The sequence below is a fragment of the Mycobacterium persicum genome, from assembly GCF_002086915.1.
Classification (GTDB): Bacteria; Actinomycetota; Actinomycetes; order Mycobacteriales; family Mycobacteriaceae; genus Mycobacterium; species Mycobacterium persicum.
Genome location: NZ_MWQA01000001.1, coordinates 4,777,279 through 4,795,967, shown reverse-complemented (window position 1 = coordinate 4,795,967; position 18,689 = coordinate 4,777,279). Strand labels below are relative to the sequence as shown.

At 65.9% G+C, this 18,689-nt stretch carries 15 protein-coding genes and 2 pseudogenes; 14 read left to right on the top strand and 3 right to left on the bottom strand.

The features are described from left to right. Positions 1-185 precede the first annotated feature (185 nt). The 5 genes from B4U45_RS21850 (at position 186) to B4U45_RS21830 (ending at position 7,068) form a co-directional block, all read left to right on the top strand. The gene (locus B4U45_RS21850) at positions 186-2,528 is read left to right on the top strand and encodes a nitric-oxide reductase large subunit (protein WP_219859510.1); all 2,343 of its coding nucleotides are present in this window, start codon (positions 186-188) and stop codon (positions 2,526-2,528) included. Positions 2,529-2,531: 3 nt separating this feature from the next. Then, on the top strand, positions 2,532-3,158 hold the full coding sequence (locus B4U45_RS21845) for a hypothetical protein (protein WP_075548838.1): 627 nt from the start codon (positions 2,532-2,534) through the stop codon (positions 3,156-3,158). Then, positions 3,155-3,952, top strand: coding sequence for a slipin family protein (locus B4U45_RS21840; RefSeq protein WP_075548839.1), 798 nt, complete (start codon positions 3,155-3,157; stop codon positions 3,950-3,952). Before B4U45_RS21845 ends, B4U45_RS21840 begins: the two co-directional genes overlap by 4 nt. Before the next feature lie 359 nt (positions 3,953-4,311). Continuing rightward, on the top strand, positions 4,312-5,448 hold the full coding sequence (locus B4U45_RS21835) for a PPE family protein (protein ID WP_075548840.1): 1,137 nt from the start codon (positions 4,312-4,314) through the stop codon (positions 5,446-5,448). Positions 5,449-5,928: 480 nt separating this feature from the next. Beyond that, positions 5,929-7,068: a PPE family protein gene (locus B4U45_RS21830; protein ID WP_075548841.1), complete on the top strand. Its 1,140-nt coding sequence runs from the start codon at positions 5,929-5,931 to the stop codon at positions 7,066-7,068. A 5-nt stretch (positions 7,069-7,073) separates the two neighbouring features. Here the strand turns inward: B4U45_RS21830 and B4U45_RS21825 are convergent, their stop codons facing one another. After that, positions 7,074-7,418 (bottom strand): hypothetical protein, encoded by a 345-nt coding sequence (locus tag B4U45_RS21825; RefSeq protein ID WP_075548842.1) that lies wholly within the window; start codon positions 7,416-7,418, stop codon positions 7,074-7,076. Between the two features lie 23 nt (positions 7,419-7,441). Between B4U45_RS21825 and hisN the strand changes: the two genes are divergently transcribed. The 4 genes and pseudogenes from hisN to B4U45_RS21805 all read left to right on the top strand — a co-directional run bounded on the left by hisN (position 7,442) and on the right by B4U45_RS21805 (position 12,104). After that, positions 7,442-8,224 carry a histidinol-phosphatase gene (gene hisN / locus B4U45_RS21820; protein ID WP_075548843.1) on the top strand — a complete coding sequence of 261 codons (783 nt, stop codon included), beginning with the start codon at positions 7,442-7,444 and terminating at the stop codon, positions 8,222-8,224. A gap of 19 nt (positions 8,225-8,243) precedes the next feature. Then, positions 8,244-9,350, top strand: a pseudogene (gene amrS, locus B4U45_RS21815) (AmmeMemoRadiSam system radical SAM enzyme). Positions 9,351-9,432: 82 nt separating this feature from the next. Next, positions 9,433-10,863 carry an acyl-CoA dehydrogenase family protein gene (locus tag B4U45_RS21810; RefSeq protein WP_075548844.1) on the top strand — a complete coding sequence of 477 codons (1,431 nt, stop codon included), beginning with the start codon at positions 9,433-9,435 and terminating at the stop codon, positions 10,861-10,863. Positions 10,864-10,895: 32 nt separating this feature from the next. Next, complete coding sequence (locus tag B4U45_RS21805) at positions 10,896-12,104, top strand: acyl-CoA dehydrogenase family protein (protein ID WP_075548845.1); 1,209 nt, start codon at positions 10,896-10,898, stop codon at positions 12,102-12,104. Positions 12,105-12,124: 20 nt separating this feature from the next. Here B4U45_RS21805 and B4U45_RS21800 read toward each other — a convergent pair whose 3' ends face one another. Both B4U45_RS21800 and B4U45_RS21795 read right to left on the bottom strand, forming a co-directional pair. Beyond that, complete coding sequence (locus B4U45_RS21800; RefSeq protein WP_075548846.1) at positions 12,125-12,358, bottom strand: hypothetical protein; 234 nt, start codon at positions 12,356-12,358, stop codon at positions 12,125-12,127. After that, positions 12,355-12,996: a TetR/AcrR family transcriptional regulator gene (locus B4U45_RS21795; protein ID WP_075548847.1), complete on the bottom strand. Its 642-nt coding sequence runs from the start codon at positions 12,994-12,996 to the stop codon at positions 12,355-12,357. Before B4U45_RS21795 ends, B4U45_RS21800 begins: the two co-directional genes overlap by 4 nt. Positions 12,997-13,102: 106 nt before the next feature. On the opposite strand from B4U45_RS21795, the gene B4U45_RS21790 reads away from it, so the two are divergent. The 5 genes and pseudogenes from B4U45_RS21790 (at position 13,103) to B4U45_RS21770 (ending at position 18,666) form a co-directional block, all read left to right on the top strand. Beyond that, the gene (locus tag B4U45_RS21790) at positions 13,103-14,701 is read left to right on the top strand and encodes a bifunctional 3-(3-hydroxy-phenyl)propionate/3-hydroxycinnamic acid hydroxylase (protein WP_122526386.1); all 1,599 of its coding nucleotides are present in this window, start codon (positions 13,103-13,105) and stop codon (positions 14,699-14,701) included. Beyond that, entirely contained in the window at positions 14,698-15,573 is an 876-nt protein-coding gene (locus tag B4U45_RS21785) for an alpha/beta fold hydrolase (protein ID WP_075548849.1), read from the top strand. Before B4U45_RS21790 ends, B4U45_RS21785 begins: the two co-directional genes overlap by 4 nt. Then, positions 15,570-16,583, top strand: coding sequence for a VOC family protein (locus B4U45_RS21780; protein WP_075548850.1), 1,014 nt, complete (start codon positions 15,570-15,572; stop codon positions 16,581-16,583). Before B4U45_RS21785 ends, B4U45_RS21780 begins: the two co-directional genes overlap by 4 nt. Before the next feature lie 72 nt (positions 16,584-16,655). Further along, positions 16,656-17,653 (top strand): annotated as a pseudogene (locus B4U45_RS21775) (acrylyl-CoA reductase family protein). 41 nt (positions 17,654-17,694) lie between these two features. Continuing rightward, the gene (locus tag B4U45_RS21770) at positions 17,695-18,666 is read left to right on the top strand and encodes an NADPH:quinone oxidoreductase family protein (RefSeq protein ID WP_219859509.1); all 972 of its coding nucleotides are present in this window, start codon (positions 17,695-17,697) and stop codon (positions 18,664-18,666) included. Positions 18,667-18,689 lie beyond the last annotated feature (23 nt).

Here is an 18,689-nt window from a genome sequence, read left to right as displayed (position 1 = left end):
CCGGCTTACCCAGGGGCGTTGGTCCCGATATCAGTGCCATTGGTCCCTACAGGACAACGGTCGGTCAAACGCACTATTGCCAGCGCGCCGATAGACGAATTGGATGTTTACGAGCCGTCGTTGCATGTGAACAAGGAGTTGAATCCGCGGCGATACAGCCCATCATCCAGACAGGAGATCTCGGAATGGCTGCTCAACAGACATCGTCATCGCCAATTCCCAGCCGGCAATCGTCGCGCCCCCTGATCGGGAAGGGCTGGATTCAGGGTGTGGCCCTGGTGATGATCTTCGGCTTCCTGGTGATGGGAATCCTGGTCTACCGCACGTACACCGCGGCGATTCCGCTGCCGGACAAGGTCGTCGCCGAATCGGGCCAGGTCCTGTTCACCGGCGACGACATCACCCGCGGCCAAGAGCTCTACCAGGCGCGTGGCCTCATGCAATACGGATCGGTGCTCGGCCACGGCGCCTACCTGGGGCCCGACTACACCGCCGACTACCTGCGCATGGCCACCGACGACGTCGCCGATCAGCTACGGGCCCAAGGGGTGGCCGACCCCCGCGATCGGGTGGTCACCGAATTCCGGACCAACCGCTACAACCCCGATACCAAGACGCTGGTGTTCACCAACCGCCAGGCCGCGGCGTTCGGGCGGATCCAAAACCACTACGCGGCCTACTTCGGGGAGAACTCGACCAAGTACGGGCTGCTGCCGCAGCTGATCACCGATAAGGCACAAATCCGCGACCTGACCGCGTTCTTCGCCTGGACGGCATGGGCGGCCGCCGCCGAGCGGCCCGGCCACAAGTACAGCTACACCAACAACTGGCCGGCCGAGCAGCGCGTCGACAACGGTCCGACCGCAGCGGTGATCCTGTGGTCGGCGCTGTCGCTGATCGCGTTGCTGGGCGGCATCGGGATCATGTTCGCCATCTACGGACGCTGGAGCCAAAAGGTCGGCTGGCACAGCGCCGAGGCGTCCAACCTCTCCTTCCGCCAACCCGGCGAGGTGAGCCTGACGCCGGCCCAGCGGGCGACCATCTGGTTCTTCGCGATCGTCTCGGTGCTCTTTCTGGCCCAAACACTGCTGGGCGCCGCCGCCGAGCACTATCGGGCCGACTTGTCGAACTTCTTCGGCCTGGACCTGGCCCGGCTGCTGCCGTACAACCTGGCCCGGACCTGGCATCTGCAGCTGGCGCTGTTCTGGACCGCGGCGGCGTTTCTGGCGGGCGGCATCTTCTTGGTGCCGTTCATCAGCCGTCGGGAGCCCAAACGTCAGGGCCTGCTGGCCTACGTGTTGCTGGGCGCGGTTGCCGTCGTGGTGTTCGGCTCGCTGATCTGCGAGGCGCTCTCCATCTACGGGGTGATTCCCCAGGGCGGGCTGCTCTCCCAGCAGTGGGAGTACCTCGACTTGCCGCGGCTGTGGCAGATCCTGCTGATCGTCGGCATGTTCGTCTGGATCGCCATCATCTTCCGCGGCATGCGCGCCCGGCTCAAAGGCGAGTCGAAGATGAACATGCCGTGGTTGTTCTTCTTCTCCGGCCTGGCCATTCCCACTTTCTACGCCGTCGGGTTGTTGGCCAGCAGCGGCACCCACTACACCGTCGCCGACTTCTGGCGGTTCTGGGTGGTGCACCTGTGGGTCGAGGACTTCCTCGAACTCTTCACCACCGTGATGGTGGCCTACATGTTCGTGCTGCTGGGTGTGGTGCGGGAACGCATTGCCCTCGGCGTGATCTTCCTCGATGTCATCCTGTACTCCGCCGGCGGCGTCATCGGCACCATGCACCACCTGTACTTCTCGGGTACCCCGGTGGAGCACATGGCGCTAGGCGCCTTCTTCTCGGCTGCCGAGGTCATTCCGTTGACCTTCCTGACGGTCGAGGCGTGGGCGTTCCTGCAGCTGGGTGCGCGCCAGCAGTCCGGCGACGGCAACCCGTTCCCGCATCGCTGGGCGGTGATGTTCCTGGTCGCGGTCGGGTTCTGGAACTTCGTGGGCGCGGGCATCTTCGGATTCCTGATCAACCTGCCGGTGGTGTCCTACTACGAGATCGGCACCGCGCTGACGGCAAACCACGGGCACGCGGCCATGATGGGGGTTTACGGCATGCTGGCCGTCGGCCTGGCGATGTTCGCCTTCCGCTATGTGATCCCGGCCGACAAGTGGCCGGAGAAGCTGGCGCGAATCTCGTTCTGGGGCATGAACATCGGCTTGGCCTGGATGGTGTTCGCCACCCTGCTGCCGCTGGGCATCCTGCAGCTTTACCACTCGGTCAACGATGGCTATTTCGAGGCGCGGTCGCTGGGCTACATCACCAAGCCCGGCAACGCGGTGATCGAATGGCTGCGGATGCCCGGTGATCTGATCCTCATCGTCGGCGGCGTGCTGCCGTTCGTCTGGATCGCCTGGACCGCGTTGCGCAACTTCCGCTCCGGTTCGACGGTCGAGGAATTGCCGGAACATCCGCTGTACACCGAGGTTCAGGCGGAGCCGACATCCGGTGTTAAGTCGCCGGCGAGGGACTGAGCGGTGGCGCCGCCGGCTGCCTCGGTCTGGCTGTTCGCCGGGTATTCGCTGGCGTTGCTGGCCATCGGGTGGAGCTTCGACTCGATGGCGCGGCGGGCATCAGCGCGTGCGGCACGCTGGCGCACCGGCCAGTTCACCTATCACCGCGACCATGACGCCTGGGTGTGTCCACAGGACCAATGGCTATGGCCGAGTTCGTTTGATCCCAAGCACCGGGTCATGCGTTATCGGGCGTTGCCGGTGGTGTGCAACAGCTGTCCGGTCAAAGACAGCTGCACGACGTCGGACCACGGCCGGGAGATCAGTCGCGAGGTGGATCCGTGGCCGCACTCGGACGCCGGACGGTTCCACCGCGGGATCGCTTGCTGCGTGGCCGCGTTGGGAATCGTGCTGCCGCTGGCCACGTTGATCGCCAACCACTCGCCGGCTGAGATGTTGGTGTTGACGGGCACCATGCTGGTGGTCGTGGTGCTGGGGCTGCCACTCGCCCGCCACCTGTGGAACACCCCGTCCAACGCGCCCGACCATCTGCCGCATCGCAGCGCGATCGAAGACCAGGTGGCCGCCGCGGTCGACCGCTATTCGACCCGCTGGGGCGGCTGGGAAGGCAAGGAGGACAAGACATCGTGACCGGTGTGGTGATCGGCTTCATCGTTGTCGGCGTCGTGGTTCTGGTAGTGCTTGCCGTGCTGGCGCTGGCTGTGCTGCGCGAGTACGAGCGCGGCGTGGTGTTCCGGGTGGGGCATGTGCGCCCACTCTACCAACCGGGACTTCGGTTACTGATCCCATTGGCGGACAAAATGATCCGGGTCGACCAGCGGCTGGTCACGCTGACCATCCCGCCGCAGGAGGTGATCACCCGTGACAACGTGCCGGCCCGCGTCAATGCGGTCGTCATGTTCCAGGTGACCGACCCGATGAAAGCGATTCTGGCGGTGGAGAACTACGCGGTGGCCACCTCGCAGATCGCGCAGACCACACTGCGTTCCCTGCTGGGCCGCGCGGACCTAGATACCCTCCTGGCACATCGCGAGGACCTCAACAGCGATCTGCGCACCATCATCGAAAAGATGACCGAGCCCTGGGGTGTGCAGGTTCGCGTGGTGGAGATCAAGGACGTCGAGATTCCCGAGTCGATGCAACGGGCCATGGCCCGAGAAGCCGAAGCCGAGCGGGAACGCCGCGCCAAGGTCATCAACGCCCGAGGAGAGCTGCAGGCGTCAGAGGAGCTGCGGGAAGCCGCCGAGACTTTGTCGAAGAGCCCCGCCTCACTGCAATTGCGCTATCTGCAAACTCTTTTGGAGCTGGGCGCCGACCAGAACTCGACGGTCGTCTTCCCGCTGCCGGTCGACATCATCACCCCGTTTCTGCGGCAACCTGAACTGTTGCAGAGCGTTGTCGACAACTTCAACCACCGCGGCTAACCGGGCACCGCACGTCTGAGGAAGCCACAGGAAAGTCTCGGACACGATTTGGCTTCGCCGTGACTTAAAGTCGCGGCTCCTGGCTGACCTGCGGAGCTATTGCACCACAGCCCTGTTCACACCAGCTGCCAGCCGCGGCACACCGCGGTTCACCACACCCGCAAGCGCGCCTGCGGGGTAGTCGCCGTCCCGCGGCCACGGTCTGACCGGCTATACGCTGACCGCGGCCCGCGGCCTGCCGCACATGTCGTGATGCACGTCGACGGTCTCCGTCCTATTCCCGCACCCGCACCCACGCCGAAGCCGAAGCCACGCCGAAGCCGCCGCGAAGGCCACAACAGTCAAGGGGCTGTGACGCAATGGATTACGCATTCTTGCCGCCGGAGATCAACTCTGCGCGAATCTACAGTGGCCCGGGACCGCGCTCGTTACTGGCTGCTGCGGGGAGCTGGGATACGGTAGCCGCCGAATTGACGTCCGCGGCCGCGGGCTACGGCTCGGTGATCTCGACCCTGACCGCGATGTATTGGTGCGGTCCGGCGTCGGTGTCCATGCTGGCAACGGCTGTTCCATTTGTCGAATGGCTGGAAACGACTGCCGCCCAAGCGAAGGAGTCCGCTGATCAGACCAGAGCGGCAGCGGCCGCGTTCGAGCAGGCCCATGCGATGACGGTTCCTCCCGCAGTGGTCGCGGCCAACCGCAGCAGGCTGAAGGCGCTGATCATGTCGAACTTCTTCGGGCAGAACACTGCGGCGATCGCGGCTACCGAGGCGCAATATGTGGAAATGTGGGCCCAGGACGCCGCCGCCATGTACGGCTACGCGAGCAACGCGGCCGCCGCCACGGCGCTGACGCCGTTTTCCTACCCTGAGCTGAGCGTCAACCCGGCCGGGGTGCTCGCCCAGAGCGCCGCGGGCAGCCAAGCCATCGGCGGATTCGCCGGAAACACCGCGACCGTGTTGTCGTGGTTGGCTTCCCTGGCGCCCGAGGCCCTGCAGGCGGTCCAGGATTGGCCGAATATTCTGCCCGAGGACTTCACCATTCTTGACGCCATATTCGCGGTCTATGCAACCATGGACGTGTCACAGGATGTCGAGTCGGTCGCTGCCGGAATCATCGGGGCCGAGGACAACCTGGGCCTGTTTGGGACCACCGAAAATCCAGCGGAGTTGCTGCCGGCCGACCTCTCCCCGGTCTTCCCGGCGGCCGAAAGCAGTGCTGGCGCAGGGCCGTCCAACGTGGTAACCGCGAGCATGAGCCGGGCGGGCTCGATCGGCCCGTTGTCCGTGCCAGCGTCTTGGACCGCGCCGTCGACCGGCCCCGTAACGGCGTTGTCCGGCAGCGGCTTGACCACCCTCCCCGGGACCGAGGTACCCGATCACGGCCCGCCGGGGGTACCCGGCACGCCGGCCGGCGCCCTGAAGCGAGCCTCGGGCGTCATGCCCCGCTACGGGGTTCGGCTCACCGTGATGTCGCGCCCACCGGCGGCCGGCTGATCACCGGCCACACCTTTCGTCGACTCCGGCAACCGGCCGCGGTGTCGCTACCGGGATATCTGCGACCGAGGATCGGGCAAATCGCGATCGCCGAGCAGCCCCGGCAAACTTTCGTTTCTCTCTGGTTCGTCTGGCAAATTCACTGCGAATTCATGTAGCCGTCGCCTAATATTCACTCCAACCGGCGTACGCGGTCGGCTGTGGCTTGCCAGTTTTAGGGCATTCCGGAATCGAAGGTCACCCAACATGCCCTGTGCGAATGGCCCACCAGCGACCCACCTCCCACGACGCCACCTGAAAAGAGCCCGAAAAGTTCTGGGCCGCAATCTCACTGACCCGGCGCGCTGTTAGTCCCGGGTTCCGGACCGACGGGAACAACCTGTCGTCCACGACACCGCCAACGCGGCACCTATCACGCCGGCACCGAACCGATCGCGGGGCACGTCCCACCGTACGAACTACCTAAGGAGCTGTGACACAATGGATTTCGCTTTATTGCCACCGGAAGTCAACTCCGGCCGGATGTACACCGGTCCCGGCCCGACCTCACTGCTCGCGGCGGCGGGCAGCTGGGACGCGCTGGCCACCGAGCTGGACACCACCGCCCAGACCTACGAATCGGTGGTGTCGGGCCTCACCACTTTGGATTGGTACGGCCCGGCATCGGAGTCGATGGCCGCAAGGGTCGCCCCCTATGTGAGTTGGCTCTACACGACCGCGACCCAGACAAAGCAGACGGCCATGCAGGCCAGGGCCGCTGCGGCGGCCTTCGACCAAGCGTTTGCGATGACCGTGCCACCGCCGGCGATCGCGGCCAACCGCATCCAGCTGATGGCGTTGATCGCCACCAACTTCTTCGGCCAGAACACGGCAGCGATCGCGGCCACCGAGGCGCAGTACGCCGAGATGTGGGCCCAGGACGCGGCGGCGATGTACGGCTACGCCACCGGCTCAACGGCGGCGGCGCAACTGACACCGTTCCCCTCACCGTCGCAGATCACCGATCCGGCCGGGCTGGGCGCGCAAAGCGCCGCCGTCGCCCAGGCCAACGCCAGCGCGGCCGCCACGGACCCGATTTCGCAGCTGGTTGCCGCGGTGTCCCAATCCCTGGGGGCGTTGTCCGGATTACAAATACCCAATTTCCTTCCTGCCGACTACGCCGTCCTTGACGGGATATTCGCCATCTACGCGACGTTCAGCGCGATTGACAGCGTCGAGTCGATCGCCGACGGCATCATCGGCGATGAAGCCGCATTGGCTCCGGCGTTGACCAGCGCAACCGAGACCCTGCCGGCCGAGGCCGGTTCGGTGCTCGCCGCGGCGCAACAGCCGACCGGCGCCGCACTGGGGTTGGGTGGCAACGCGGTGCTTGCGAGTGCCGGCCGGGCCGGTTCTATCGGGCAACTATCCGTGCCGGCGAGCTGGGCCGCCCCGGCAACCCGGACTGTCGCGGCATTGTCGCCCGCGGGCCTGACGACGATACCGGGCACCGAGGAGGTCGGGGCAGGCACGCCGGGTGTCCCGGGAATGGCGGTGCCGGCGCCGTCACGTGCCTCCGGCGTGCTGCCCCGTTACGGGGTGAGGCTCACGGTCATGGCACATCCACCGGCGGCCGGATGACTCGATTAGTCGGGCCGCGACTCCGGTGGCGGCTCGGCCGGTGCGAAGTTCCAATTGTCAGGATTCTTCGGCGAATACACGACCGGAAGCACCTGACCGATGGCCGGCCACTGGCTGGCGTCGACCGCCATCCGCCGATAAACACTGTGCTCGTTGACGGTTGGGCCGTTGATGACGCCGGAGATGGTGACGAACTGCTCACCGGCCGCGTCCGGCCGGGGACTGACGCCGGTCACCAGCAGCGTGCCGCTCGCCAGCGCACCGCGCGGACCCGGCGGAAAGAACCGCGGAGCAAGAAACACCACCAGGACCGCAACCAAAATGAGCAGCACGCCAAATTCCCATCCCACGCCGCCATGGTAGGACTGCTGGCGTGAGTCAGCAGGATCTACGCCTTGCGTTGGCGCTCGCCGATCGTGCGGACGCGGTGACGCGCGCCCGGTTCGGCGCGCTCGACCTGCACGTCGACACCAAGCCCGACCTGACGCCGGTGACCGACGCCGACCGAGCGGTTGAAGCCGACATCCGTGCCGCACTCGCCCAGGAACGTCCGGGTGACAGCATCCTCGGCGAAGAGTTCGGCGGAACCGCCACTTTCCGCGGACGACAATGGATTGTCGACCCGATCGACGGCACCAAGAACTTCGTGCGCGGGGTGCCGGTGTGGGCCAGTTTGATCGCCTTGCTCGACGACGGCGTTCCGTCCGTCGGGGTGGTGAGCGCGCCCGCGCTGCACCGACGGTGGTGGGCCGCGCACGGCCAGGGTGCGTTTGCCTCAGTCGACGGCACGCAACCGCGCCGGCTGTCGGTTTCCTCAGTGCCGGAACTGGATTCGGCGAGCTTGTCGTTCTCGAGCCTCTCGGGCTGGGCACAGCTCGGCTTGCGAGACCGTTTCATCGAGCTGACCGATGCGGTGTGGCGGGTGCGCGGCTACGGCGACTTCCTGTCTTACTGCCTCGTGGCCGAGGGCGCCGTCGATATCGCCGCCGAACCGGAGGTGTCGGTGTGGGATCTGGCTGCGCTGGACATCCTGGTACGCGAGGCGGGAGGCCAACTCACCAGCTTGGACGGCACACCCGGACCGCACGGCGGCAACGCGGTGGCGACCAACGGCCTACTGCACCAGGGGGTTCTGGCCAGGCTCCACGCGGCGTAGCCTGGCGTCCGAGAATGACATGACTGCCGTTGCTTCGCCGGACGACCCGTTCACCATCCCGACGAGACACTGGCACCGCCTCGATGACGGCCGGATCCAGTGCGACGTATGCCCGCGCGCCTGCAAGCTGCACGAGGGGCAGCGCGGGCTCTGCTTCGTCCGCGGCCGCCGTGCCGACCGGATTGTGCTGACCAGCTATGGACGCTCCAGCGGGTTCTAAGTCGATCCGGTCGAGAAGAAGCCGCTCAACCATTTCTTGCCCGGGTCGGCCGTGCTGTCGTTCGGCACCGCGGGGTGCAACCTGGCATGCAAGTTCTGCCAAAACTGGGACATCTCCAAGTCGCGGGAGACCGATACCCTTGCCGGCCGCGCCGGTCCCGACGACATCGCTGGTGCTGTCGACGAATTAGGTTGTCGCAGTGTGGCATTCACTTACAACGATCCGACGATCTTCTGGGAATACGCCGCCGATGTCGCCGACGCCTGCCATCAACGGGGCATCAAAGCGATCGCGGTGACGGCCGGGTACATGTGTCCGGCCCCGCGCGCGGAGTTCTACCGGCATATCGACGCCGCCAATGTCGACCTGAAGGCGTTCACCGAAGACTTCTACCGCAAGGTCTGCGTCGGCCACCTGCGCGATGTGCTCGACACCCTCGTTTACCTACACAACGAGACGAACGTCTGGCTCGAGATCACCACCCTGCTGATCCCGGGCCGTAACGACAGCGATGCGGAGCTCGCCGCCGAATGCGCATGGGTTCGCGAAAACCTGGGCGTCGACGTGCCGATGCATTTCACCGCATTCCATCCGGACTACAAGATGACCGACACGCCGCCGACGCCGCCGGCCACCCTGACGCGGGCCCGTCGGATCGGCATCGACGAAGGCCTGCGCTTCGTCTACACCGGAAACGTCCACGACACCGAGGGCGGCACCACACACTGCCCGGGATGCGGGACTGCGGTGGTGGTTCGCGATTGGTATGCGATGCGGGTTTATGCGCTGACCGATGACGGATGCTGCCGATCGTGTGACCGTCAGTTGGCCGGTGTGTACGACGGCCCCGCGGGCGGTTGGGGCCGGCGGCGGCTTCCGCTGCCCACCAGCCTGTCAACGGTGTGAATTAACTAACACCAGCCCCATTTATCTTACTCGGGAGTAAGATAGGGTTATCGCATCGCCCCAACGACAGAGGCAAGCTGACATGACCAACACAATTCCTGCTGCTCCTGCTGCTGAACCCGCTTCCGGCTCGCCGGCTCCGCGCTCCCGATCGCGCCTGCCGCGCCGCGGCCGCCAAAGCGCAATCGGACTGCAGCCGCACAAGCGGAGCGGCATCGACGTCGCCCTGGCCTTCCTGACGCCCATCGTCGGTCAGGAATTCCTGGACAAGTACCACCTGCGCGATCCGCTGAACCGGACCTTGCGCTACGGCGCCAAGACGATCTTCTCCACCTCCGGGGCCGCAAGCCGGCAGTTCCGGCGGGTGCAGGGCCTCCGCGGCGGCCCCACCCGGCTCAAGGCCAGCGGCAAAGACTATTTCGACCTCACGCCCGACGACGACCAAAGGATGATCGTCGAGACCGTGGACGAGTTCGCCGCAGAAATTCTGCGACCCGCCGCACACGACGCCGACGAAGCCGCGACCTACCCGGTCGACCTGATCGCCAAAGCCGCCGAACTCGGCATCACCGCAATCAACATTCCCGAGGACTTCGACGGCATCGCCGAGCACCGCTCCAGCGTGACCAACGTGCTGGTGGCCGAGGCATTGGCGTACGGCGACATGGGGCTGGCGTTGCCGATCCTGGCCCCCGGCGGTGTGGCCGCAGCGCTGACCCATTGGGGCAGCGCCGATCAGCAGTCCACCTACCTCGCCGAGTTCGCCGGTGAGAACGTTCCACAGGCGTGTGTGGCGCTCGCCGAACCGCAACCGCTGTTCGACCCCACCCGGCTAAAAACGACCGCCATCCGCACCCCGTCCGGCTACCGGCTGGACGGCGTCAAGTCGTTGGTCCCGGCCGCTGCCGCCGCCGAGCTGTTCATCGTCGCCGCGCAGCTGGACGGCAAACCGGCGTTGTTCATTGTCGAGTCGTCGGCCAAGGGTCTGACCGTCAAGCCGGACCCGAGTATGGGCATCCGCGCCGCGGCCCTGGGCCAGGTCGATCTCGCCGGGGTTTCCGTCCCGCTGAGCGCGCGCCTGGGTGAGGACCAGGCGAGCGACGCCGACTACTCGGAAGCGATCGCGCTGGCCCGGCTCGGCTGGGCGGCGCTGGCGGTCGGCACCTCACATGCGGTTCTCGACTACGTCGTCCCCTACGTGAAAGAACGCCAGGCCTTCGGCGAACCGATCGCGCACCGGCAGGCCGTCGCGTTCATGTGTGCCAACATCGCCATCGAGTTGGACGGACTGCGGCTGATCACCTGGCGCGGGGCGTCTCGCGCCGAGCAGGGACTGCCCTTCGCCCGGGAGGCCGCGCTGGCCAAGCGGCTGGGCGCCGACAAGGGGATGCAAATCGGCCTGGACGGCGTCCAGCTGTTGGGCGGTCACGGTTTCACCAAGGAGCACCCGGTCGAACGCTGGTATCGCGACCTGCGGGCCATCGGCGTCGCCGAGGGTGTTGTCGTTATCTGAGTCGTTATCTGATCCGAGCTGAAAGTCCAACGATGCCAATCAATCTGGAATTACCCCGCAAACTGCAGGCCGTGATGACCATGACCCATCAGGGTGCCGCCGAAATCATGCGGCCGGTATCGCGCAAATACGATCTGAAAGAACATGCATACCCGGTCGAACTGGACACCATGATGAGCCTGTTCGAGGGTGTCGCGGACGCCAAATCGGTCGCCTTCGCCGGAGCTGATGCGCTCGGCGACACCGAATCCACCACCGACAACCACAACGGCGCCAACATGGCCGCACTGCTGCAGACGCTGGAGGCCTGCTGGGGTGACGTCGCGCTGATGTTGACGGTCCCCTACCAGGGGCTGGGCAACGCGGCCATCTCCGCGGTCGCCACCGAAGAGCAACTCGAGCGGCTGGGCAAGGTATGGGCGGCGATGGCCATCACCGAACCGGGATTCGGATCCGATTCGGCCGCCGTGTCGACGACCGCCACCCTCGACGGCGACGAGTATGTAATCAACGGCGAAAAGATCTTTGTCACCGCCGGATCGCGCGCCACCCACATCGTGGTCTGGGCCACCCTCGACAAGTCGAAGGGCCGTGCGGCGATCAAGTCGTTCATCGTGCCGCGTGAGCACCCGGGTGTGACGGTCGAACGTCTCGAACACAAGCTCGGTATCAAGGCTTCCGACACGGCGGTGATTCGCTTCGATAACGCGCGCATCCCCAAGGACAACCTGCTGGGAAACCCGGAAATTCAAGAGGGCAAGGGCTTTTCCGGGGTGATGGAGACTTTCGACAATACCCGGCCGATTGTTGCCGCCATGGCTATCGGGGTCGGGCGTGCGGCGTTGGAGGAGATCCGCAAGATCCTCACCAATGCCGGGGTCGAGATCGACTATGACAAACCCGCATATGTGCAGAGCGCTGCCGCCGCCGAGTTTCTGCGGATGGAGGCCGAATGGGAGGCCAGCTACCTGCTGGCGCTGCGCGCGGCATGGCAGGCCGACAACAACATTCCCAACTCCAAGGAAGCCTCGATGAGCAAGGCCAAGGCCGGCCGGATGGCCAGCGACGTCACCCTGAAGAGCGTCGAATTAGCCGGTACCACAGGCTATTCCGAACAAACGCTGCTGGAGAAGTGGGCCCGCGACTCCAAGATCCTGGATATTTTCGAAGGCACCCAGCAGATCCAGCAACTCGTGGTCGCCCGTCGGCTGCTGGGCCTGTCGTCCGCCGAGCTGAAGTAAGCGCAGACCCGCTTGACTCGTTACCGTTGAGCGCCGGAGTGAGTTTCGCTCCGGTCACAGGAGTCTCCGCGGGTTCGAGTGCTGGTTTTGCCCGGCTCTGCGCGGCAACGTCGTTGCGTGTGTGCGTGACCGCGGTGAAACAGTTCGTCCATGCCGGGATACCGCAATGTCAACGGGCCGATCGGCGCAACGCCGGCGTCCGCCGCGGCGAGCAGGGCGGCGGCTTCGTCGATCATGCCGGGCAGCGGCGTCATCGGTCGTCGTTCTCCTCGATCATGCGCAGCGCGGTGTCATAGAGCGCCTTTCCGTGGATCTCGAACATCGCGGTGAGATCGACACTGTCGCCGCCGATTTCCTTGGCGATGAACAGGCCGTCGGCGCCGGCGATGCCATACGTCGCCAGCTGGTGCACCTGCTCGTCGGTCAAGCTCGGGGCCAGGTCGCGAAGACTGCGGCTCATGGCATCGAAGGCCTGGTCCCTGACCTGAATGAACATCGCCCGCGCCCGCGGTTCGATCGGGCGGCGCTCCAGCGCCAGCATCAACCCCAGCCGCAGAAAGTCCGGTGAATTCAGCACCGCCTTGGCGGTTCCGGCCGCGACCTCCAGCAGCCGGTCGCGCGCAACCAGATCCCCGGGCAACTGCCAGACCTTGAGCCAGTTGCCGAAACTGCGTTCGATGACGGCGGCGATCAGATCGTCTTTGTCCTTGAAATGCCAGTAGATCGAGCTGGCCGGAAGCCCGCACTTGGCGCTCACCGCGCCGATGCTGGTGCCTTCGTAACCACGTTCGGCGGCGATCTCGGTGGCCGCGTCCAGGATGCGGTTTCGTGACATCTCGCCGTCGGCGCGCCGCTGGCGGCGCTTGGGTTCGCTTTTCGGATTCTTGGTCATCGGACTCCCGCCTATTGACTCTGTAGTGATCATTACACTACCGTAGCGATCACTACAGAACAAGTCCCCGACCGCCCCCGGGGCCGCAATAGAATGTGAGACGGCAGTGAGTGACACTTCGAGTTACGACGTCGCGATCGTCGGCTACGGGCCGACCGGCGCGACCGCGGCCAATATCCTGGGTCGACTTGGACTCAAAGTCGTTGTGATCGAACGCGATCCGGATATCTACCTGCGTGCCCGCGCCATCTCTGTCGACGAAGAGGTAATGCGGGTGTGGCAGTCGATCGGGCTGGCCGACCGGCTGCAGGAGGACATGCTGCCCGGCCGGCCGATCGCCTTTGTCGACGCCAACTGTGTGCCGTTCATCGAGTGGGTCATCGGCTCGAAGGGCTCCGGGCATCCACCGCAGCAGTTCATCTATCAACCCGCCGTCGATCAGGTGCTGCGCGAAGGTGTTGCCCGCTTTCCCAACGTCGAGGTGCTCGTCGAGCATGAATGCCTGCGCGTCCTCAACAGAGGTGACGAGGTCGAGCTGATGCTGGCCGACCTGGCCAGCGACACCTTCAAACGGCTGCGAGCGTCCTACGTGATCGCCGCCGACGGCGGCTCGTCGCCGACCCGGCGGAAACTGGGCATCGGCTACCAGGGGCGCACCTACGGGGAGCGCTGGATCGTCATCGACACCAAGGTAGGCAAGACCTGGGATGCCCACGACCGCTTGCGGTTTCACTGCACGCCGAAGCGTCCTACCGTCGACTGCCCGACCCCGCTGATGCATCACCGCTGGGAGTTCCCGATCCGCGCGGACGAGGACGAGAAGCAGCTGTCCAGTCACGAGGAGATCTGGAAAGTCCTTGGCGCTCAAGGCATCACACGGGATAATGTCGAGATCCTGCGCGCCGTGGTGTACAGCCACCACGTCCGCTTCGCCGACCGGTGGCGGGCGGGCCGAATCTTCTTGGCCGGTGATGCCGCGCACGCCATGCCGCCGTGGCTGGGCCAAGGTATGTCGGCCGGCGTTCGCGATGTGAACAATCTGTGCTGGAAGATCGCCGCGGTGCTGCGCGGACAAGCCCCCGACACGCTGCTGGACTCCTACCAGAGCGAGCGGATGCCCCACGTCAAAGAGGTGACTCGGCGCGCGGTCATGATGGGCCGGCTCATCACCGAACGGCACCGGCCCGTCACCTTCGTCCGCGATCATCTGCTTCGCAGGCTGACCCGCGGGCTGCCCCGGTCGGTGGATGTGCTGCAGAAGTACTTCTGGATACCCGACGCGCGGTACGCCGACGGGTTCCTGGCGGCCAGGCAACCGGCCGTCGGGTGGCAGCTGCCCCAGCCCTGGGTCATCGACACCAAGGGTGCGACGGTCCGCCTTGACGACGCGCTGGGGAACCAGTGGGCGATCCTGTACACCGACACCCTGCCCGCCGGCGCCGGCGCCTGGACGGAACTCGGGCTGCCGGCCTTCCGGATCGACGGACCGAACTCGGCAAGCCACAAGGACGCGATCCGCGATAGCGGCGGCAACCTGCTCGCCTGGCTGAAGGACAAGGCAGCGGCCGCCGTGGTGATGCGCCCGGACGGATTCGTCTATGCCGCAAGCGTATCCGGGAAGCCACTACCCCCACCCCCGGCCGGACTGACGCAGTGCAGCGCGCCCGCCCCGGTCGAGCCGATCAGAAGTGGAGCAGCAGCATGACCGTCGCGGAGCTGACCGAAAACACTGCCGTCGTCGCTGGCAAGACCATCTTCTTCGCGGAAAAGGGTCGCGGCTTCCCGGTGGTCATGTTGCACGGCGGCGGACCCGGAGCGTCGGGAGTCTCGAACTACTCGCGCAATATCGACGCCCTGGCACAGTCCTATCGCGTCATCGTTCCCGATATGCCGGGCTACGGCCGCTCGGCCAAGAGCGCCGACCACAACGATCCGTTCGGGTATCTGGCCGACATGATCCGCGGCCTACTCGACGAATTGGGCGTCCAGGCCGCACATCTGATCGGCAACTCCTATGGCGGCGCCACAGCTCTGCGGCTGGCGCTGGACACGCCACATCGCGCCGGCAAGCTGGTGTTGATGGGTCCGGGCGGTATCGGGACTACCCGCGCGCTACCTGCCGAAGGCTTGAAGTACCTGCTTTCCTACTACGGCGGTACCGGACCCAGCCGCGAGAAGCTGGCCACGTTCATCCGTAGCTATCTGGTCTACGACGGCGCCGCGGTGCCGGACGATCTGATCGACTCGCGCTACCGAGCGTCCGTCGATCCCGAGGTGGTGGCCAACCCGCCGCTGCAGCGGCCTTCGGCACCGGCGGCGCTGCGCACCGCGTGGCGTATGGATCTTATCCGGGACAAACGGCTCAAGCAGCTGTCCAACCCCACCCTGGTGCTGTGGGGCCGTGACGACAAGGTCAACCGTCCCTCCGGCGGACCGCTGTTGGTCAACGTCATGCCTAATGCCGAGCTGGTCGTGACATCCCATACCGGCCATTGGATGCAGTGGGAGCGCGCGGACCTGTTCAACCAGCTTGTCACCGAATTCCTTTCCTCCGACTCGAAATTGGCAGTCTCATGACTGACACTTCCACCTCGGTCTTTGGCCGGGTCCACCTCGGCTACATCGTGATCGAGACCGAGAAGTTCGCCGACTGGCGACGTTTCGGCCGCGATGCCATCGGCATGCACCTCGACGAGACGGTGCCCGGTGTCATGCGGTTCCGGCTCGACGACAACGAATGCCGCTTTCTGTTGCAGCGGGGCCCCGCCGAGGATGCCACCGCCCTGGGGTGGCAGCTCGACGACCACGCCACGTTCGACACCATCGAGGCCCGGATCAAGAGTCACGGCGTTCCTGTCACGGTCGGCTCCGCGGATGACGCCGCGCAGCGCGGCGTCGAGCGCTTCGTCCGGTTCCCCGGGCCCAACCGCCTGACCCAGGAGATGTACGTCAACGCCCGCAACGGCTCCCAACCGCTGACCTTGGCGGCCGGTGGCGGTTTCGTCACCGGGGCGGACGGCATGGGCCATGTGGCCATCACCACCAAGAAGCCACAGCAGATGCGCGGGTACTACGACACGGTGTTCGACGCGCGGCTCAGCGACTACATCGACGAGACGATCAGCGGCGTGAAATTCAAGATCCGGTTCCTGCGGGTCAACGAACGCCACCACACGGTGGCGATCGCGTCGACGAAGCACTTGCCGATCAACCCGATTCGCACCAGGATTCAGCATTGCAACGTGCAGGTCGCTGAGCTCAACGACATGACGTTGGCCTATCAACGGGTGCAGCAGCTGGGGTTCGACATGGCCCTTTCGGTTGGCCAGCACACCAACGACAAGGAGTTGTCGTTCTACGCGGTAACCCCGTCGGGGTTCGAGTGGGAACTGGGCTGGAATCCGATCGTCGTCGACGAATCGACCTGGGAGCCAACCACTCATCAGGGCATCAGCATCTGGGGCCATACCCCGGAGGGGCAGACGATCGTCGATATCTTCGAGCGGTTCAAGATCGGCGCACAATCGATGCTGCACCGCGAACACGCCGTTCCCGAGCTGTGCGCGACGGGCATTCCCGACGACTGAGCCGGCGACGCGGTCACCCGAAAAGCGACCGGGTGGAAACCAATCCAGCCGCTGCGGTTAGCGTCGAACGTTATGGACACGTTTCAAGCACTGGTGGCCCGCCAGGACCAGGATCGGATCAGCACGACGGTGGAGACGCTGACAACGGCCGATCTGCCGCCCGGCGAAGTGACCATCCGGGTGCTGTACTCCAGCGTCAACTTCAAAGACGCGCTCGCGCTGACGCCGGGCGGCGGTGTGGTGCGCAAGTACCCCGTCGTACCGGGTATCGATCTGACCGGCGAAGTCGTGGACTCGCAGTCGCCCGAGTTCGCCGCCGGCGACATGGTGCTGGCCCACGGCTATCAGATCGGGACGGGTCACCATGGCGGCTACGCCGAATATGCCCGGCTGCCAGCCGATCAGGTGGTACCCCTGGGTGCGTTGAGTCCGCACACGGCGCGGCGATCGGCACCGCCGGCTTCACCGCGGCGATGAGCGTGCAGGCGCTGATCGATTGGGGTATCGCTCCAGACGCCGGGTCCGTCGTTGTCACCGGCGCCTCCGGTGGCGTCGGGACGGTCAGCGTCGACCTGCTGGCCGCCGCAGGCTATCGAGTGGTGGCCTCGACCGGCAAACCCCAGGCCGCCGAACTGCTGAAAATGCTTGGCGCCAGCGAGGTTATCGGCCGGCTGCCCGCCGACCCGGACGCCAAACCGCGGCCATTGGCCACCGCGCGCTGGGCGGCCGCGGTGGACTGCGTGGGCGGCGCGACACTGGCCGACGTGTTGAGCGCAGTCGACTACGGCGGGGCGGTCGCGGCCAGCGGCCTCACCGGCGGGCCAGCCCTGCATACCACCGTGATGCCGTTCATCCTGCGCGGCATCGCCCTGCTGGGAATGGAATCCGTGCAGATGGCGATCGGTCCGCGCCGCAACCTTTGGGCACGCCTTGGCGATTCGCTACGGCCACGCCATCTGGCCGACATCACCACCGAGGTCGACGTCAAGAATGTCGTCGAGGTGGTCGACCAAGTCCGGGCCGGCGCGTTCACGGGGCGCGCTGTGGTGCGGGTAGCCGGCGGGTTCTAGATTGGGGCCGGGGACTGACGGGGCTTCACCAAGGAGGTGGCATGCGCGCGGCACGGGTGACTCGGCTAGACGGTCCGGACTCGGTCGAGGTGGGCGAGGTCGACGAACCCGCCGGCGACGGTGTGGTGGTCGATGTATACGCCGCCGGCGTGGCGTTTCCCGACGCGCTGCTCACCCGCGGCCTCTACCAGTACCGGCCCGAGCCGCCGTTCGTGCTCGGGGCCGAAATCGCCGGGGGGGTGCGCACCGCGCCCGAGGATGCCCAGGTGCGGGCCGGCGACCGGGTCGTCGGCCTGACGATGCTCACCGGCGGCATGGCCGAGGTCGCGGTGCTCGCCCCCGACCGGGTGTTCAAGCTGCCCGACAACGTGAGCTTCGAGGCGGGAGCCGGCTTGTTGTTCAACGACCTGACGGTGTACTTCGCCCTCAGTGTCCGTGGCCGGTTGCAGCGCGGCGAAACGGTACTGGTGCACGGCGCGGCCGGCGGCATCGGCACGTCGGCGCTGCGGCTGGCACCGGTGCTCGGAGCGTCGCGCACCATCGCGGTGGTCAGCACCGAGGAGAAAGCCGCGGTCGCGACGGCCGCCGGGGCCACCGACGTGGTGCTGGCCGAAGGGTTCAAAGACGCGGTCAAGGCGCTGACGGACGGTCGCGGCGTGGACGTGGTGGTCGACCCGGTAGGCGGCGACCGGTTCACCGATTCGCTACGCTCGCTGGCCCCGGCGGGTCGCCTGCTGGTCATCGGCTTCACCGGTGGTGAGATACCGACTGTCAAGGTAAACCGGCTGCTGCTCAACAACATTGACGTGGTCGGTGTCGGCTGGGGCGCCTGGGCCGGAAAGCATCCCGGCGCGCTGTCCGAGCAGTGGGCCGCACTCGAACGGCTGCTCAGTTCTGGCGAACTGCCTCCTCCCGAGCCGGAGGTCTACCCGCTGGAGCAGGCCGGTGCCGCGGTGGCGTCGCTGGAAAATCGCACTGCCAAAGGCAAAGTGGTGTTGCGTGTCCGCGATTAGCGAGCACGCTCAGACGAGCGACG

Coding starts and splice junctions, on each gene's coding strand:
- B4U45_RS21850 (WP_219859510.1), top strand. CDS start 186: ATGGCTGCTCAACAGACATCGTCATCGCCAATTCCCAGCCGGCAATCG.
- B4U45_RS21770 (WP_219859509.1), top strand. CDS start 17,695: ATGCGCGCGGCACGGGTGACTCGGCTAGACGGTCCGGACTCGGTCGAG.
- B4U45_RS21805 (WP_075548845.1), top strand. CDS start 10,896: ATGCCAATCAATCTGGAATTACCCCGCAAACTGCAGGCCGTGATGACC.
- B4U45_RS21785 (WP_075548849.1), top strand. CDS start 14,698: ATGACCGTCGCGGAGCTGACCGAAAACACTGCCGTCGTCGCTGGCAAG.
- B4U45_RS21780 (WP_075548850.1), top strand. CDS start 15,570: ATGACTGACACTTCCACCTCGGTCTTTGGCCGGGTCCACCTCGGCTAC.
- B4U45_RS21800 (WP_075548846.1), bottom strand. CDS start 12,358: ATGACGCCGCTGCCCGGCATGATCGACGAAGCCGCCGCCCTGCTCGCC.
- B4U45_RS21795 (WP_075548847.1), bottom strand. CDS start 12,996: ATGACCAAGAATCCGAAAAGCGAACCCAAGCGCCGCCAGCGGCGCGCC.
- B4U45_RS21810 (WP_075548844.1), top strand. CDS start 9,433: ATGACCAACACAATTCCTGCTGCTCCTGCTGCTGAACCCGCTTCCGGC.
- B4U45_RS21830 (WP_075548841.1), top strand. CDS start 5,929: ATGGATTTCGCTTTATTGCCACCGGAAGTCAACTCCGGCCGGATGTAC.
- B4U45_RS21835 (WP_075548840.1), top strand. CDS start 4,312: ATGGATTACGCATTCTTGCCGCCGGAGATCAACTCTGCGCGAATCTAC.